Annotated in this window: 16 protein-coding genes; 13 read left to right on the plus strand and 3 right to left on the minus strand. The window is 62.7% G+C overall.

Annotated elements, in window-relative coordinates; all coding sequences use genetic code 11:
- The 10 genes from C6W55_RS12425 to C6W55_RS12470 all read left to right on the plus strand — a co-directional run bounded on the left by C6W55_RS12425 (position 1) and on the right by C6W55_RS12470 (position 9,576).
- Positions 1–288: a YuiB family protein gene (locus tag C6W55_RS12425; RefSeq protein WP_015255570.1), complete on the plus strand. Its 288-nt coding sequence runs from the start codon at positions 1–3 to the stop codon at positions 286–288.
- 62 nt (positions 289–350) lie between these two features.
- On the plus strand, positions 351–1,217 hold the full coding sequence (locus C6W55_RS12430; RefSeq protein ID WP_286892859.1) for an alpha/beta fold hydrolase: 867 nt from the start codon (positions 351–353) through the stop codon (positions 1,215–1,217).
- Positions 1,218–1,441: 224 nt separating this feature from the next.
- Positions 1,442–2,992 (plus strand): DnaD domain protein, encoded by a 1,551-nt coding sequence (locus C6W55_RS12435; protein ID WP_286892861.1) that lies wholly within the window; start codon positions 1,442–1,444, stop codon positions 2,990–2,992.
- A gap of 18 nt (positions 2,993–3,010) precedes the next feature.
- On the plus strand, positions 3,011–3,967 hold the full coding sequence (gene dnaI / locus C6W55_RS12440) for a primosomal protein DnaI (protein WP_286892863.1): 957 nt from the start codon (positions 3,011–3,013) through the stop codon (positions 3,965–3,967).
- Between the two features lie 120 nt (positions 3,968–4,087).
- Entirely contained in the window at positions 4,088–5,113 is a 1,026-nt protein-coding gene (locus tag C6W55_RS12445) for a Gfo/Idh/MocA family protein (protein ID WP_286892865.1), read from the plus strand.
- Positions 5,114–5,399: 286 nt separating this feature from the next.
- Positions 5,400–6,485 carry a sulfate ABC transporter substrate-binding protein gene (locus C6W55_RS12450; RefSeq protein WP_286892866.1) on the plus strand — a complete coding sequence of 362 codons (1,086 nt, stop codon included), beginning with the start codon at positions 5,400–5,402 and terminating at the stop codon, positions 6,483–6,485.
- Positions 6,486–6,525: 40 nt separating this feature from the next.
- Positions 6,526–7,359, plus strand: a complete 834-nt coding sequence (gene cysT, locus C6W55_RS12455; protein WP_286892868.1) for a sulfate ABC transporter permease subunit CysT — start codon at positions 6,526–6,528, stop codon at positions 7,357–7,359.
- A 12-nt stretch (positions 7,360–7,371) separates the two neighbouring features.
- Complete coding sequence (gene cysW / locus C6W55_RS12460) at positions 7,372–8,262, plus strand: sulfate ABC transporter permease subunit CysW (protein WP_286892869.1); 891 nt, start codon at positions 7,372–7,374, stop codon at positions 8,260–8,262.
- Position 8,263: 1 nt separating this feature from the next.
- Positions 8,264–9,328, plus strand: coding sequence for an ABC transporter ATP-binding protein (locus C6W55_RS12465; protein ID WP_286892870.1), 1,065 nt, complete (start codon positions 8,264–8,266; stop codon positions 9,326–9,328).
- Positions 9,329–9,357: 29 nt separating this feature from the next.
- Positions 9,358–9,576 (plus strand): YezD family protein, encoded by a 219-nt coding sequence (locus C6W55_RS12470; protein ID WP_015255561.1) that lies wholly within the window; start codon positions 9,358–9,360, stop codon positions 9,574–9,576.
- A 98-nt stretch (positions 9,577–9,674) separates the two neighbouring features.
- Here C6W55_RS12470 and C6W55_RS12475 read toward each other — a convergent pair whose 3' ends face one another.
- A complete protein-coding gene (locus C6W55_RS12475) occupies positions 9,675–9,821 on the minus strand; it encodes a YqzM family protein (RefSeq protein WP_086010531.1) in 147 nt (48 codons plus the stop codon).
- A 206-nt stretch (positions 9,822–10,027) separates the two neighbouring features.
- Between C6W55_RS12475 and uvrC the strand changes: the two genes are divergently transcribed.
- Positions 10,028–12,001, plus strand: coding sequence for an excinuclease ABC subunit UvrC (gene uvrC, locus C6W55_RS12480; protein WP_286892872.1), 1,974 nt, complete (start codon positions 10,028–10,030; stop codon positions 11,999–12,001).
- 107 nt (positions 12,002–12,108) lie between these two features.
- On the opposite strand, the gene C6W55_RS12485 is transcribed toward uvrC, so the two are convergent.
- On the minus strand, positions 12,109–13,776 hold the full coding sequence (locus tag C6W55_RS12485; RefSeq protein ID WP_286892874.1) for a CPBP family intramembrane glutamic endopeptidase: 1,668 nt from the start codon (positions 13,774–13,776) through the stop codon (positions 12,109–12,111).
- A gap of 184 nt (positions 13,777–13,960) precedes the next feature.
- On the opposite strand from C6W55_RS12485, the gene C6W55_RS12490 reads away from it, so the two are divergent.
- Entirely contained in the window at positions 13,961–15,295 is a 1,335-nt protein-coding gene (locus tag C6W55_RS12490; protein ID WP_015255557.1) for a TrkH family potassium uptake protein, read from the plus strand.
- On the opposite strand, the gene C6W55_RS12495 is transcribed toward C6W55_RS12490, so the two are convergent.
- On the minus strand, positions 15,285–16,196 hold the full coding sequence (locus tag C6W55_RS12495; RefSeq protein ID WP_015255556.1) for a LysR family transcriptional regulator: 912 nt from the start codon (positions 16,194–16,196) through the stop codon (positions 15,285–15,287). The two genes, C6W55_RS12490 and C6W55_RS12495, sit on opposite strands and share 11 nt — an antisense overlap.
- 326 nt (positions 16,197–16,522) lie before the next feature.
- Here C6W55_RS12495 and C6W55_RS12500 point away from each other — a divergent pair, with 326 nt between their 5' ends.
- Entirely contained in the window at positions 16,523–17,191 is a 669-nt protein-coding gene (locus C6W55_RS12500) for a succinate dehydrogenase cytochrome b558 subunit (RefSeq protein WP_015255555.1), read from the plus strand.
- Positions 17,192–17,206: the final 15 nt, after the last annotated feature.

Consider the following 17,206-nt stretch of genomic DNA (forward strand, 5'->3'; position numbering starts at 1 on the left):
ATGCTGCAAATGATCGTGCTGTTGCTTCTGTTCTTCGTGATGATCTTCGGCATCGGCTTCATCCTGAACATGCTGATCAAGACGACCTGGTTTCCGATCTGGCTGTTCCTGATCGTCGGCGTGCCGCTGGGCATGTACTTCACCTGGGATGAGTCGAAGTCGTTCACGGCCAATCTGACCGGGTATTCCTACGTTGACATCTCGGTGGCGCTCGCGGGTCTCGCCGGCGCGTATGTCAGCGGCTGGACGATCCGCAAGCTGCGCCAGGGCGGATACAAAATGTTCTAATCGGCACCGGAGACGGCAGAGCCATACTAAGACGGAATACCGATTCCGTCGAGGTGAGGGCGATGCCGTTTATTCATGTGAACGGGACGGACATCCATTGTCACGCGCTTGGCCGGGGGCCGGCCGTCGTCATGGTGCACCCGCCGTTTATTGCGAGTTCCATTTTCAATTATCTGAAGCATGATCTGTCCCGGGATCACCGCGTCGTCGTGTTCGACATCCGCGGGCATGGGCACAGCCCGGCGGGCGATGCTTCGCTCACGATCCCGCTCATCGCGGAGGACATCCGCCAGCTGCTGGACCGGCTGGACATCGAGTCCGCCTATGTCTGCGGCTATTCCTGCGGCGCGATGCCGGTGCTCGAAGCGCTGCTGAGCGCGCCCGGCCGGTTCCGGGGCGCCGTGCTGCTGTCCGGCATGAGCGAGCTGACCGACAGCCGCAGCCGGATGCAGATGCGGGCCGGCGCCATGCTTCGCGGCCTGACCCCGGAGGCGGTCGTCGTGCCGGTCGCGCTCGGCAACGCGGACAGCCGGACAACATTCGGCGTGCTCCATGCGGAGGGCAAGATCGGCGATGCGCGCCGCTGCCGGGAATATGCGGATAGCTGCCTGCGTTACAGCTGCACCGGGCGGCTGAACCGCATCGATCATCCCGTGCTGCTGCTCAGCGGCGCGGAGGACGGGGCGGGCTGCGCCTATGCACGCGACTTGCACGAGCGGCTTCGGGAGTCGGAGTGGTACAGGATCCGGAAAGCGGGCCATCACCTGCCGACGAAGGCGCCGGATCAGACGAGCGATGTCATCCGCGCCTGGATCGCGAAGCTGGAAGGCCGGGACGCGGCGCCCGAATTCGCCGGGCTGGAAGGTCTGGCGGAGGTGCTCATGGCGGACGAGGCGGATGCTGCGGCGCAGGAAGCGGAGCGGAGCTGACCGCGGGTCGGCGGCCGCTCTTTTTGTGCGTAAATGGGGTGAATGGCGCAAGCTGGTGCAGAAATGCACCAGAATGGCCCAATGGCCTTCGAGACCGATCCATCTGGTGCATTTTTGCACTACATCCCGCATCCCGCGGCCGTCCGAACGAGACCGCTGCCGACTTAAATCTGCGATCGGTGTCGTTTTGTGCTAGAATAGGATCACGAGATTTCCCATGACGGATGGAGCTGGATGACAGCATGCGGATCGAACACGGGCATCAATTCACCGAACATCATCGGTATATCGTCTATCGCGATTTCTCGATGAGCCCGCTGGACTTGAAGACGCTCAGCCTGATCTACCAGCCGATGATCGGCGCGCCGGCCGTCTCGTTGTATCTCTTGCTCTATCACCAGATCGACGAGACGCGAACCGGATACTCGCGGCCCGATGTGCAGCGCAGGCTGCTGCTCGGCCTCGGCGTCGGCCTCGGCGAGACCGGCCGGCGTCATCTGGTCGACCAGACCTCCCGGCTCGAAGCCGTCGGGCTGCTGCAGACGCACCGGATCGCGCTGCCGGGCGGGGACGACATCCTGTACGAATACACGCTCGTCAGGCCGCTCGAGCCGGCCGAATTTTTCACGAATCCCCATTTCACCCTGCTGCTGCGGGACAAGATCGGCAAATACGCCGTCATCGCGCTGCGCGAGCAGTTCGAGTCGCCGGCTCCGGAAGAGCTGGATCGCGCCGGGGTGGCACGGGAAGACCTGTCGGTCCCGTTCTTCGATATCTTCCGCGTGCAGCCGCACAGCGCGGACGCCGAGCTGGAGCAGGCGCTGGCGGAGCTGGCCACCACCCGCGAACCGGCGCCGGCTCTGCCGCCCGAGCCGTCCGCGGGCATCGCGTACGCCGAGCTGATTCTCGGGTTCCCGCGCAGTTCCGCGAACCGGCCGTTCGTCGAGCGGCTCAGAACGGACAAGGAAGGCATGGCGATCGTGAACTACGTCGCCTACAAATATGACCTTGACGCCGTGGACATGCGGCGGCTGCTCGATGAGCCCGGCGTCTTCTCGCCGGATGGCGCGCTCCTGTTCGACGAGCTGCAGCAGCGGGCGAGCCAATTCTACCGGCAGAACCGCAAGCTGGAAGAGGAGCGGAACCGGATCGCGGTGCGGAGCACGTCAAACGCCGGCGCTCCGGAAGACGCGGCCCCGGACGATCCGCCGGAAGTGCCGGTGTCGGAAGAAGATTATTTGCCGGTTCCCGAATCGATGGCGGGACGGTGCGACATTGCGCAATACAACTTCCTGATGCGGAACGAGCCGCACACCCGCTTCCTTAAACGTTTCTTCCCGGGAGCCGTGCCCGCCTGGCTGGACCGGGCCTTCGAGCGCATCGACCTCCATTACAAGATGCCGCGCGAAGTGATCAATGTTCTCATCCATTACATACTCGGCATGAGCGGAACGCAGCGGCTGTCGGGCGACTTCATCGACAAGGTAGCCTCGAACATGCTCGCCAGAGGGGTCGATACATACGAGAAGGCGATCCGGTACGTGCGCGAGCAGGAGAAGCTCGAGCAGCGGATGAAGGAAGCGGAGCGCCGGCCGCAAGGCGCGCAGGGGACGCAGGGCGGGGCGCAGGGCCGCGTCTGGCGCGGCGGCCGGAGCGGCGGAACGCGCAAGCCGGCGATTCCGATCGTCGAGCAGCGGACGGGCGGCCGGCAGCTGACGCCGGAGGAGCTGGCGGAGGCGCTCCGGCTGGCAAGCGAGCTGGAACGCGAGTCGTAACAAGGGAGGGGCAGACCGATGGAATCGCTTGGGGAACTCATCAAGCGGTGGCCGCTCGGCGCCGGGATGCAGGCCGAAGCGGAGCGGCATTTGGACGCGCTGCTGGAGGAACCGGCCGTCCGCGAGCTTCGGGCGCGCCATCCGGAACTGACGCGGCGCGACCTGCGCCTCAATCTGAACCGGATTTATCAATATGTGAAAGAGCAGCGCCATTGCGCCGCGTGTCCCGGTCTTGACCGGTGCCCGAACGACATCGAAGGGTACTACACGGTGCTGGAGTGCGAGGTACAAAGCGACAAGGCGCAGCTGTACGACCGGAAAGCTCCCTGCAGCCTGCTCAAGGCGCGTCAGGCCGAACAGCAGCTGCGCAGCCGGGTGCGGAGCTTCTACATCGACGAATCGGCGCTCGGCGGTTCGTTCTCGCCGACCGAGATGGTCACCCTCGAGCCCGAGCGTTCGGCTGCCGTCAACCATCTGTTCAAATACATCAAGACGACGCGGGAGAACGGCTTGCAGAAGCGCGGACTTTATCTCGTCGGCCCGTTCGGCACGGGCAAGACGTATCTCATGTGCTACATGCTGCACGAGCTGGCGAAGAGCGGGCTGTCCGGCGTCATCGTCTACGTGCCGGAGTTCGTCGAGGACGTGAAATCGATGCTGGATGAACCGGCCCGGCTACGCGAGACGATTGAACTGATGAAGCAGACCGATCTGCTCGTTTTTGACGACATCGGCGCCGAGAATCTCAGCCCCTGGGTGCGCGACCATGTGATGGGCACGATTCTGAACTACCGCATGAACCGGAAGCCGACGTTTTACACGTCCAATCATGACCTGGACGCGCTGGAGCGGCATTTCAGCTTCACGAACAAGGACGGCGAGGAAGCGCACAAGGGACAGCGGCTGATGGACCGGATCCGCCCGTTCGTCGACCGGCTCTGGATCGGCGGCGGGAACAAGCGCGGCCTCACGTGACCGCCATCTTAAGAATGTACGCTTGTTCCGGCTTCTCCGGAGATGGTAAGATGCGGGAAGATGACAAAAAAGGATGCGTGCGGATCCGCACCGTGTCCGGAGAGGAAGGAACTGGTCACCATGCGCAAACATCGTGTCGTTGCGGCCGGCTGCGGAGGCATGTCCCGGCTGTGGCTGGATTACGCGCAATCCCGTGAGAATGTCGAGATCGCCGCGCTCGTCGACCTGTACGAAGAGACGGCGCGCCGGAGGGCCGCCGAGCTCGGACTGGACGTCCCGATCTTCACCGATCTTGCGGAAGCGCTGTCGAAGGTGGAGGCGGACCTCGTGTTCGACGTGACGATACCGGCCAGCCACAAGACGATCGTGACGACGGCGCTCACCGTCGGCTGCCACGTGTTCGGCGAGAAGCCGATGGCCGAGTCGCTGGAGGATGCCAAGGAGATCGTGCGCGTCGCGGGACAGACGGGAAAGCGGTACGCGGTCATGCAGAACCGCCGGTACAACCGGCAGATCCGCGCGCTGCGGGATCTGATCGCTGGCGGGACGATCGGCAAGGTCGGATCGATTCACGCCGATTTCTTTCTCGGGCCGCATTTCGGCGGCTTCCGCGACGCGATGGAGAGTCCGCTCATCGTCGACATGGCGATCCACACGTTCGATCAGGCCCGCTTCATCAGCGGGGCGGATCCGGTCTCGGTGTATTGCCACGAGTACAATCCGCCGGGTTCGTGGTATCAGGGCAACGCTTCGGCGGTATGCATTTTCGAGATGAGCGACGGTTCGGTGTTCACGTACCGCGGGTCGTGGTGCGCGGAAGGGTTCCCGACGTCCTGGGAAGCGGACTGGCGCATCATCGGCAGCCGCGGCACGGCGCGCTGGGACGGCAGCGCGATGCCGGAGGCGGAGGTCGTGGACGAGTCGGCGGAACCCGGCTTCATCCGGACCGTCCGCCGGGTGGAAGCGAAGGCCGCCTGGAACGGGCGGGAAGGCCATGACGGCTGCCTCGACGAGATGTTCGCCGCGCTGGAGGAGGGGCGTCCGGCGGAGACGGACTGCACCGACAACATCAAAAGCATGGCCATGGTGTTCGGCGCGCTCGAGAGCGCGAAGACCGGCCGCAAAGTGATGCTCGACCATCTGTGATCCGACAGCCAGGGTCCGCCCGCAGGTTTCACCGCCTGCCGGGCGGGCCGTTTGTTTTATCAGCGCAGTTTATAAGATCAATAAAAACTAACAAAAAATAGGTTGACGCCCCGGCTGGCAACCTGATATGATGCTTCTATAACCCGACTAAACATGTAGGAATAATCATTTAGTGACCGGTCAACCGGAGCAAATGAAGCCTCATCCTCATCGCGCTGCGCCATCAGTCGGTACAGATTGAGAAGGGACGGCCGTCGGGCCGCCCGATTTTGGGGGAGTGTCGAGAATGAAATCCAAGATTTATCGGACGCTGATTTTGATTGCCATCATTGCCCTGTTGACCGCCTGCGGATCGGGCGGCGGCAACGGCTCGGGCAACGGACCGTCGACCGGTTCCGGGGGAGCGTCTTCCGATGCGAAACAAGAATCGCTGCCGCCGTTGGAACTGCTGAACGTTTCCTACGACCCGACCCGCGAGCTTTACGAAGCGTACAACGAGCTGTTCGCCGAGTATTGGCTGAACGAGAAGGGCCAGAAAGTGACGATCAAGCAGTCGCACGGCGGTTCCGGCAAGCAGGCCCGCTCCGTCATCGACGGGCTGGAAGCGGACGTCGTGACGCTGGCGCTCGGCTACGACATCGACGCCATCGCCGATGCGGGGCTGATCTCGCCGGACTGGCAGTCGCAGTTTGACCTGAACAGCTCGCCTTATACGTCGACGATCGTTTTCCTCGTCCGGGAAGGCAATCCGAAGGGGATCAAGGACTGGGACGACCTGATCAAGGAGGGCGTCGAAGTCATTACGCCGAACCCGAAGACGTCCGGCGGCGCGCGCTGGAACTACCTCGCCGCATGGGGCTACGCGCTGAAGAAAAGCGGCGGCGACGAAGCGTATGCGCAGGAGTTCGTGAAGAAACTGTTCAAGCACGTGCCGGTGCTCGACTCGGGCGCGCGCGGAGCGACGACGACGTTCGTGGAACGGAAGATCGGCGACGTGCTGCTCGCATGGGAGAACGAGGCGTTCCTGTCGCTCAAGGAATTCGGCGAAGACCAGTTTGATATCGTCACGCCTTCGCTCAGCATTCTGGCCGAACCGCCGGTCGCCATCGTCGACAAGGTGGTCGACAAGCGGGGAACGCGGGAAGTCGCCGAAGCGTACCTGAACTATCTGTACACCGAGGAAGCGCAGAAAGTGATCGGCGAGAATTTCTACCGGCCGACGCTGCCATCCGTGGCCGAGCAGTTCAAAGACGTGTTCGTCGACGTGGAGCTGCTGACGATCGACGACGATTTCGGCGGCTGGCGCGCGGCGCAGGAGAAGCATTTCGCCGACGGAGGCATTTTCGACCAAATCTATACGCCGGGTTCCTGACAATTTGAACAGCCGTTATTCGGACGGGAGCTGACTTCACATGAAAGGTTCCAGAAAGGCCAGCGTGCTGCCGGGATTCGGACTGTCGCTCGGATTCACCGTTCTGTATCTGAGTCTCATCGTGATCATTCCGCTGGCCAGCGTCCTGATCAAGACGGCCGGAATGAGCTTTTCGGAGTTCTGGGCGGCCGTGACGAACGCCCGCGTGCTCGCGGCGTACAAGTTGAGTTTCCTGACCGCGTTCTTCGCGGCCGCCGTCAATGCCGTGTTCGGCCTGCTTGTCGCCTGGGTGCTCGTCCGCTACCGGTTTCCGGGCAAGCGGCTCGTCGACAGCATCGTCGACCTGCCGTTCGCCCTGCCGACTGCGGTTGCGGGCATTGCGCTGACGTCCATCTACGCGCCGACCGGTTGGGTCGGATCGCTGCTTGAACCGCTCGGACTGAAAATCGCCTATACCCCGATCGGCATCACGATCGCACTGGTGTTCATCGGCCTGCCGTTCGTCGTGCGGACGGTGCAGCCGGTTCTGCAAGATCTCGACAAAGATGTGGAAGAAGCGGCCGTCATGCTCGGCGCGTATCGCTGGCGGACGTTCCGCCGCGTCATTCTGCCGGAGCTGATCCCGCCGCTGCTTACCGGCTTCGCCCTGGCGTTCGCCCGGGGCATCGGCGAGTATGGTTCGGTCGTGTTCATCTCCGGCAACATGCCGATGCGGACGGAGATCGCGCCGCTGCTCATTATGACGAAGCTCGAGCAGTTCGACTACGCCGGCGCGACGGCCATCGCGCTCGTCATGCTGGTGATCTCGTTCTCCCTGCTGCTGCTCATCAACTACATGCAGTGGCGGTACAGCCGCCGCGTGCAGGCGGGATAAGGAGGGATCGCCATGGCTGGAGCCATTCACGCACATCTGTCAGATGCGGCGTCCAACCGGCCCGCCCACGCGACGGAATCGAGGGGTGTCCGGATCGCGCTGATTACGGCCGCGCTGCTGTTCCTGGCGCTGATCATTCTGCTGCCGCTCATTTCCGTCATCGTCGAGGCGCTGTCGCAGGGCTGGCGCGTCTATGTCGAATCGATCACCGAGAAAGATGCGCTCTCGGCGCTGAGACTCACGCTGATCACCGCGGCCATCGCCGTCCCGCTGAACACGGTGTTCGGCATCGCGGCCGCCTGGGCGATCGCGAAGTTCAAGTTCCGGGGCAAGAACGTGCTCATCACGCTGATCGATCTTCCGTTCGCCGTCTCCCCGGTCATTTCGGGCCTGATCTTCGTCCTGCTGTTCGGCGCGCAGGGGCTGCTCGGTCCGTGGCTGGCGGCGCATGACATCAAGATCATCTTCGCGCTGCCCGGCATCGTGCTCGCCACCATATTCGTCACCTTCCCGTTCGTGGCGCGGGAACTGATTCCGCTCATGCAGACGCAGGGCGTGCAGGAGGAAGAGGCGGCGGCGACGCTGGGAGCGAAGGGCTGGCAGATTTTCTGGCGCGTGACGCTGCCGAACATCAAATGGGGGTTGCTCTACGGCATCATCCTGTGCAACGCGCGGGCGATGGGCGAATTCGGCGCCGTCTCCGTCGTCTCGGGGCATATCCGCGGACAGACGAACACGCTGCCGCTGCACGTTGAGATCCTGTACAACGAGTACCAGTTCACCGCATCGTTCGCCGTCGCTTCGCTGCTGGTGCTGCTTGCGCTCGTGACGCTGGTCGTCAAGGCGATCGTCGAGTGGAAATCCGAACAGCGATCGGCCGGATCGGAAGGAGGAACCGGGTAACATGCGTATCGAAGTGCGGAATGTGACGAAGCGTTTCGGCAGCCTGAAGGCGGTCGACAATATCAGCTTCACGATCGAAGAGGGTAAGCTGATCGGGCTGCTCGGCCCGAGCGGCGGCGGCAAGTCCACCCTGCTGCGGATGCTCGCGGGGCTGGAGACGCCGGACGAAGGCGATATCATCCTGGACGGCAAGCGCGTCAACGACGTGCCGCCGCAGAAGCGGGGCATCGGCTTCGTCTTCCAGAACTACGCGCTGTTCCGTCACATGACCGTGTTCGACAACATCGCGTTCGGACTGGAAGTGAAGAAGGCGAAGAAGAATGAAATCCGGGAGCGCGTGAACGAGCTGCTCAAGCTGGTGGGCCTTGAGGCGATCGGGAACCGTTATCCGCATCAGCTCTCGGGCGGCCAGCGGCAGCGCGTCGCGTTCGCCCGGGCGCTGGCGCCGCGGCCGAGCCTGCTCCTGCTCGACGAGCCGTTCGCCGCGATCGACGCGAAGGTGCGCAAGGAGCTCAGGACGTGGCTGAAAGAGATGATCGAGCAAATCGGCATCACATCGATCTTCGTGACGCACGACCAGGACGAGGCGGTCGAAGTGGCCGACGAGATGCTCATTTTCTCGAACGGCCGGCTGGAACAGCAGGGCTCGCCGCTTGAGATCTACCGCCATCCGCGGACGCCTTTCGTCGCATCGTTCATCGGCGAATCGCGGGTGCTCCAGCATCCCGAGCGGCTCATCGGATTCGAGGAAGCGGTCAGCCAGGGAGGCAAATCGGCCATCATCCGCCCGGAATTCGTGGAGGTCGGCTTGCAGCGGGAGCTTTCCTATCCGCTGTCCGCGCAGCGGGGGATCGTCAGGCAGTCGTTTTTCCGCGGTGCGCATCTGGAACTGGAAGTGGATGTCGAAGGCAATCGGCTGATCGCGTACCGGTCGCTTGACCGGGAACCGCTCGAGCCGGGTGCCGAAGTGCTTGTCTTTATTCATCGGTTGTACGTGCTTGACGGATCGTCTGCGGTATTGGTCGAAAATCCGCTCAAGACGGATCCGATGCCGGTCCATATTTAGTCCATACTGGAATGGATGGAGGGTTCACAATGGCGAAACCGGTAGAGGTGGATGCCGTATGGCTGGAACGGATTGCCGAAGTGGTGAACGGCCTGGAATACGGCTCGGTGGTCATTACGGTTCATGACGGCCGGATCGTGCAAATCGATCGCACGGAACGCAAGCGGTTCGACGCAGCGGCCGCGGCGCGTAGGGCTCAGCCTGTTGCCGGCAGGCCATTGCCGAAGACCGGCGAAGCGAAACATTGAAAACGAACAGCCCCGCCGCCGTCCGGAATGGACGGAAGCGGGGCTTCGGTTTACGGCAGGTCAAATGCGCATGAGGCGGCATTGCGCCGCCGGCCGGGTTACGAGATCAGAAACTTGATGATGACGGCTGCGGCGAAAACAACCACCATAAAGGCGAACATACCGGCGAAACCGACCGCCACATCGTTGAAATCGTTGCGCGGCTCTTCATTGATATGTTGACGCGGATCCTGCACGTTCTCCATCAGTCTGTCCTCCTGTCGGGCCGGCGGTAAACCGCAGCTTGTGCCCCGTAAGTCTTCCATCGCTCCCCCTAGTATACCCAACTTGCCGAATGCTTGTAAAGCGAACGAATGTGACAAAAATAAGGCGGCGTTTTGTCGGTACGGCATCGCTCCGCCGGGCGTTCCATGTGCTACAATACGTATAGCGACGAAGGGGGCGAAACCGCATGGCACAGAAGGAGTCGGCCGGCCGATCCGCGGCCGGGGAACTGAGGCGCGTTCCGGAGCCGATCCGCTCGAAGCTGGCGCTGCTTCCGGACAAGCCGGGCTGCTACCTGATGAAGAACGCCGACGGGCAGATCATCTACGTCGGCAAGGCGAAGGTGCTCAAGAACCGCGTCCGGTCCTATTTCACGGGCAGCCACAACATCAAGACGCAGCGGCTCGTGTCGGAGATCCGCGATTTTGAATACATCGTGACGTCCAACAACATGGAAGCGCTCATCCTCGAGTGCAACCTGATCAAACAGTATCATCCGCGCTACAACGTCTTGCTGAAGGACGACAAGACGTTTCCGTACATCAAGATTACGGGAGACGCGCATCCCCGCCTCGAGGTGACGCGGCGCGTCGTCAAAGACGGCGGAAAATATTTCGGCCCGTATCCGAACGCCTATGACGCGCGGGAGACGAAGCGGCTGCTGGACCGGCTGTATCCGCTGCGCAAATGCGCGACGATTCCCGACAAGGTGTGCCTGTATTACCATATCGGGCAATGTCTCGCGCCGTGCGAATTCCCGGTCGACCGGAGCCGGTACGAGGAGATGGTGCAGCAGATCACGCGTTTCCTGAACGGCGGCTACCAGGAAGTGAAGGCGCAGCTCCAGGAGAAAATGATGGCTGCGGCCGAGGCGCTCGAGTTCGAACGGGCCAAGGAGTACCGTGACCAGATCCAGAGCATCGAGACGGTCATGGAGCGGCAGAAAATCCAGGTTGCCGACGCGGTCGACCGCGACATTTTCGGTTTTGCCGTGGACAAAGGGTGGATGTGCGTGCAGATTTTGTACATGCGCCAGGGCAAAATGATCGAACGCCGCGCCACCACGTTTCCGTTCTACGGCGAGCCGTACGATGATTTCATGACGTTCGTGACCCAGTATTACAGCGAGAACCCGGCGCTGCCGAAGGAGATTCTGCTGCCGATGGCCGAGGATGCCGGCGGGACGGCGGACGGCGGGCAGCAAGGACAACCGGCCGGCGGCGCTTCCGGCGGCGAGCGGCCGGATGAAGGCGAGGCCCGCGCCGGCGCCTCCCAGGGCGAAGAGGATATGCGCGAATCGCTGCAGCGCTGGCTGAAGATCAAAGTGTTCGTCCCCCGACGGGGCAAGAAGCGGGACATCGTGAAGATGGCGATGCAGAACGCCCGGGTGACGCTGGACGAGAAATTCCGGTTGATCGAGCGCGACGAAGCCCGGAGCGTGAAAGCCTGCGAAGGACTGGCCCGCTGGCTCGGTCTGCCGCAGCTGCGCCGCATCGAGGCGTTCGACAACTCGAATATTCAGGGCACCGACGCCGTCTCGGCGATGGTCGTCTTCACGGACGGCAAGCCGGACAAGTCGGAATACCGGAAGTACAAGGTCAAGACGGTCGAAGGAGCCGACGACTACGCGACGATGCGCGAAGTGATCCGCCGGCGCTATGAACGGGTGCTGAAGGAGGGGCTTCCGCTGCCGGATCTGATCGTCGTCGACGGCGGGCGGGGGCAGATCAGCGCGGCGCTCGACGTGCTCGAGAACGAGCTGGGCCTGAACGTGCCGGTCTGCGGCCTCGTGAAGGATGCGAAGCACCGGACGGCGCAGCTGATGACCGGCGATCCGCCGGAGATCGTGCCGCTGCCGCGCGACAGCCAGGAGTTCTACCTGCTGCAGCGCATCCAGGACGAGGTGCACCGGTTCGCGATCTCGTTCCATCGCAACGTGCGCGCCAAATCGATGATCGCCTCGCAGCTCGACGCGATTCCCGGGATCGGCGAGAAGCGGCGCAAGGCGCTGCTCCGCCATTTCGGCTCGATCAAGAAGATCCGCGAAGCGTCGATCGAAGATTTCCGCCCGCTCGGCATCGGCGAGAAGCTCGCGGCGAAAATTTTGGAGGCGCTGCGGGAAGATGATGCGCGCCAGGCGGAGCCGGAGCCGGCGGAGTAGTGGAGCGGCCGGTGCTGCAGCGTGGATAGCACGCTATAGCGGGCTATGAGGCCCGGCCGGATAGAACGTTGAAAGCCGCGTGCGGCAACCGCACGCGGCTTTCGTGATTATGCCGGATCCGGATCCCCCGCGGCCGAAGCGGGCGCTGCCGGCACCGGAGCCTCGGGCGCCGGCGCGGGCGGCTTCGGCGGACGCCGCCGGTCCCACCAATGGATGAGCCAGGCGATGCCGACCGGATGCACGATGTAGAAGATGCCGGCCGCAATCGCATCGGCCCCGCCGAGGAACATCAGCGAGGTCGCCATCAGGACGAGGTCGAAGACGGCATGCGCGAACAGCGCGGCCGCGAAGCCGAACCGGACGAACAGCCAGCAGAACAGCAGGCCGAGAATCGTCAGTTCGATCAGCCGTGTGCTCCACGGGTAGAGCGGGTACGCGACATGGCCGAGCGCCCAGATGACGGTCGGGATGATGCATGCTGCCGCCGTATTCCGGAACCACCGCTTGAACAGGCCGACGCCGAACAGCCGGTACATCGCTTCCTCGGATATGGCCGCGCACCAGGCGAGCAGCGGGAACAGCCATGCCCAGCGGAAGTTGAGCGTCGACTGGGTGACGTCGGCGGAAGACCAGATACCGAATCCCCGCTCCATCACGAGGAAAATGACCGCCTGAAGCCCGAGCAGCGCGAATGCGGCGCAGTACCCGATCTTCATCGCCTGCCAGACATCGGCGCCGAAGCCCGGCTCCCCGCGCCTTCTCCACAGGTTGTACCCCATCGACCGCCACAGCCCGTCACCGCCGACGAAGGCGAACCAGACCGACACGGCGACGCCGAGCGTGTACAGCACCTGGAGGACGGTCATGAATATCGTGAACGGACCGGCCTGCGCCGATTCGCCGACGCTCGCCCGGATGCCGTCCAACATGTTGATGTTGTTGATCTGGTAGAACACCAGGAAGATGCCGCTCAGCAGCAAACCGCGCGCAAACGATGTCTGCCTGCGCAGCAGCGCGGCGTAGATGATCGCGATGACGAACAGCACGAACGAGAGGCCCATATAGCCGGCGAATGTCAGGATCGAGGCGATCTGATCCTGCCGCTCGACATAATCGGCATAATCGTCCGGCACTTCGAACACCGGCTTGAACGAGGTGACGCGGACGGTTCCGTCCTCCGCCTGCCTGACATTGATGCGGAGCGTCAGCTTCGCATCGCCGATCTGATCCGCGGCGTCGAACACGATCGTGCCGTCTTCCGGCAGGCCGCGCAAATGGAGCGCCTGCTCCGGATAGCCGCGCTCGATCGCGAAGGCGCGCGCCGCCAGCGACGCCGCGCCGAACTCCAGCTTGCGTCCGCCTTTGCCCGGCAGTTCGTTCCAGGCGACGACTTCGCCCGTATCCATATGGACGTGCACGAACAGGACTTCGCCGTCTTCGCCGTGCATTTCCACCTGCCAGGTTTCCACCGGATATTGCTGTCCGTAGCGCTCTTCATAATCTTCGCCGAGATCTTCCCTGGACAAATAGCCGTACAGCCGTTCCTGAATCTGATGCACGGTGCCCGCCGGCTCGAACGCGCCGCCGAAGTGCTCTTCCGCGAACCGGACGGCCGCAGCTTCGGCCTCCGCCTTCGCGATGTGCCGAGTGGCATCGGGATCGCGGATGATGCGGCTCACTTCCGGGGCGATCTGGAAAATGAGAAACAGCAGCAGCCCCGCGGCCCCGGCCCCGAGAAGCAGGCGCCAATTCGGCTGCGTAATCCCTCGCTGCATGCCAACACCTCGTTTGATGTGAACGTGACTGCAAAATCTAATCGTAGCGTAACATATCGCGTGAAAATCTTCCAATTGCGCGACAAATCGACATTTGGTAAACTCCGGCCGGCGGGCTATAATCGTAACAATCGGCCGGCCCGCACATCCAAAGCCGGCCCGTTTCGGGAGTGAACACATCCTAATGAAATTCAAGTTCACCGCCGCACTCTGGTCTCCGCCCCGCGTGCTCGCGATCGGATTCGCCTTGATCATTCTGCTCGGCGCCAGTCTGCTGTCACTGCCGGCCGTCTCGGCGGACGGCCAGCCGATGCGGTTCATCGACGCGCTGTTCACCGCAACTTCCGCGGTCTGCGTAACCGGACTGGTCGTGGCCGATACGGGCACCTTCTTCAACGCCGGCGGCCAGCTCATCATCCTGGCGCTGATCCAGGTCGGCGGGCTCGGCTTCATGACGATGGCGACGCTGTTCGCGCTCGTCTTCAAACGGCGCATCACGCTGCGTGAGCGGCTCATCCTGCAGGAAGCGATGAACCAGACGAGCATGGAAGGCATCGTCCGGCTCATCCGGCGCGTCATCATCTATTCCCTGACGATCGAGGCGGCGGGAACGGCCGTGCTGACGGCGCGGTTCGCCGCCGAGATGCCGCTTGGACGGGCCGCTTTCATGGGGCTGTTCCACGCCGTATCCCTGTTCAACAGCGCCGGATTCGACCTGTTCGGCAATTACCGGAGCTATACGCCGTACGTCTCGGACCCCGTCGTCAACATCACCGCCATCCTGCTGGTGACGCTCGGCGGGCTCGGCTTCATCGTCATATCGGATCTGCTCGAATACCGGAAGCGCAGGCGGCTGTCGCTGCACTCCAAGGTCGTGCTCGCGACGAGCGGCGCGCTGCTAAGCATCGGCGCGGTCGTCATTTTCGTCTTCGAATTCACGAACGCGCTCGCGCCGCTCGGCTGGGACGGCAAGATCTGGGCGTCGTTGTTCCAGTCGGCCGCGCCGCGCTCGATCGGTGTCAATACGCTTGATATCGGCTCGCTGCGGCAGGCGACGCAATTTTTCCTCATTCTGCTCATGTTCATCGGCGCCGCGCCGGGATCGACGGGCGGCGGCATCAAAGTGACGACGTTCACGACGCTGGTCGGCGCCGTCATTGCGATGATGCGGGGCAAGGACGAGGTCGTCCTGTTCCGGTACCGGCTTGCGCGCGAGCGGATCTTCAAGGCGCTCACGATCACGATGATTTCGCTGGCGGTCGTCGTCGCCGTCACGATGGTGCTCTGCACGACCGAGGACCGGGCTTTCTTACGCATCCTGTTCGAGACGGTGTCCGCCTTCGGCACATGCGGACTCTCGACCGGCATTACACCGCAGCTCACCGACTTCGGCAAGCTGCTGCTCAGCCTGACGATGTTCGCCGGCCGGCTCGGCCCGCTTACCTTCGCCTATGCGCTCCGGCCGAAGGATGAGAAGGAGTTGTACCGCTATCCCGAGGGCAGAATTATTATCGGTTGACCCGGCTGAAATAAGACGCAATTTCGTCAATCCACAGCCGGAGCGACGGGCTCATGGCGCCGGGATCGGGATGGATGAGCGAAGTCGTCCGCTTCGTCTCCTCCAGCTCGGGCACCGGCATCGCGATCAGATCGTTGTCCTTGAGCAGCTGATCGCGGAGATACGACCGGGGAAGCAATGCCCCGGCGCGGCACGGATGCATGAGCCTGAGAATCGCTTCGAACGAATCGATCTCCATCCGGACGTCGGGCCGCAGCCCGTATTTCTCGAACAGAAGGTCGATCATCGTCCGATACCACGTGCCCTTGGCGAACAGAATCATCGGCATGCCGTCCAGATCGGCGATGCGCAGACCGGCGCCCGGAGCGGCGCCTGCGACGTACAGGCCGCGCGGCAGCACCAGCTCCAGATGGTCGTCGAACAGCGGCACGCAGCGGACCTGTGCGTCCTCTTCGATCATCGAAGCGATGAGGCCGAAGTCCGCCTTGCGCTCGCGGACGAGCGAGACGATTTCATGCGTCTTGCCCGTCACCGCCTTGATGTCCGCCTCCGGATGCGCGCCGGTCATCATCCGGATCAGTTCCGGCAGCGTCGTCTGCAGCGTCGTCAGGCTGGCGCCGATGAGCACGGTCGTCCTGCCGCCTTCGCGCTGGCCGCTGATCGTCTGCAGATAGCGGAAATGGCGCTGCCGCACTTCGACCGCGTATTCGTAGGTCGTCTGCCCGATGCGCGTCAGCTCGAGCCGCTTGCCCGCCCGGCGGAATAGCTGCACGCCCAGCTCCGCTTCGAGCTTCGCGATCTTGCGCGAGAGGGCGGGCTGCGACAGATTGAGCGCGGACGAGGCCTTGTTCAGGCTGGAATGTTCGACGACGGCCGCGAAGACCAGCAGCTCGTCGAGCATGGCCGGCACCTCCTTTTCTCATTTCATTTAATAAAATGAAGCGGCGGGGAAGAAACACTGTGCAACAACCCCCATGAATCCCGTTATGCATATTGGTTATTATACCTTATAAATAAACGGCAATTCCATTATAAGCGGAATACGAGTAGGATAGATTGTGGCGAAACGGTGACGGTGACGCACGGAGGCGTGAAAGACGCGTGCAACCGGCATGCATGCGGATGCATGTGCCTTCATGCGCCGTCCGTTGACGCTCCCCGGCACCGGGGGTACAATGGGTATGGTTTGGGAAGCATGTCCAGTCCGGAAAGGAGAACGCTTACGTCATGAGAACCAACTCGTTCTACACGCGCAGGCTGCATTCGCTGTTGGGGGTGATCCCGCTCTGCCTGTTCTTCGTCACCCACATGCTGACGAACTTCCAGGCTGCCGAGGGCGGTCCCGAGCGTTTCCGCAGCGCGGTGGAATTCATCAACAATTTGCCGATACTGCCCGTGCTGGAGTTCGTCCTCATCTGGGCGCCGCTCGTATTCCACGGCGTGTACGGCCTGTACGTCGCGTACCAGTCGAATCTGAATACGGGGCGGTACGGCTACGGCCGCAACTGGGCGTTCGCCCTGCAGCGGATCACCGGCGTGATTACCCTGATCTTCGTTGCATGGCACGTCTATGAGACGCGGATTCAGGTGATGCTCGGCAACATCGGGCACGACGATTTCGGACAAGTCATGCACGACATTGCGACGAACGGTCTGTCGTTCACCTTCTACACGATCGGGGTGCTGGCCGCGGCGTTCCACTTCGCCAACGGGCTGTGGGCATTCTTCGTCAGCTGGGGGATTACGGTCGGTCCGCGCGCGCAGCGCATCTCGTCTTACTTCTGGATGGGCGTATTCGTCATCGTGGCCGGCATGTTCCTTGCCGCGCTGATCTCTTTCCGTTCGGAAGCTTTTGCGGAAACGGCATCTGTCCTCACGCAGACCGCTATCGGATAACGACAGACAAGGAGC

This window comes from Thermobacillus sp. (assembly GCF_003390775.1).
GTDB classification, from domain to species: Bacteria; Bacillota; Bacilli; order Paenibacillales; family Paenibacillaceae; genus Thermobacillus; species Thermobacillus xylanilyticus.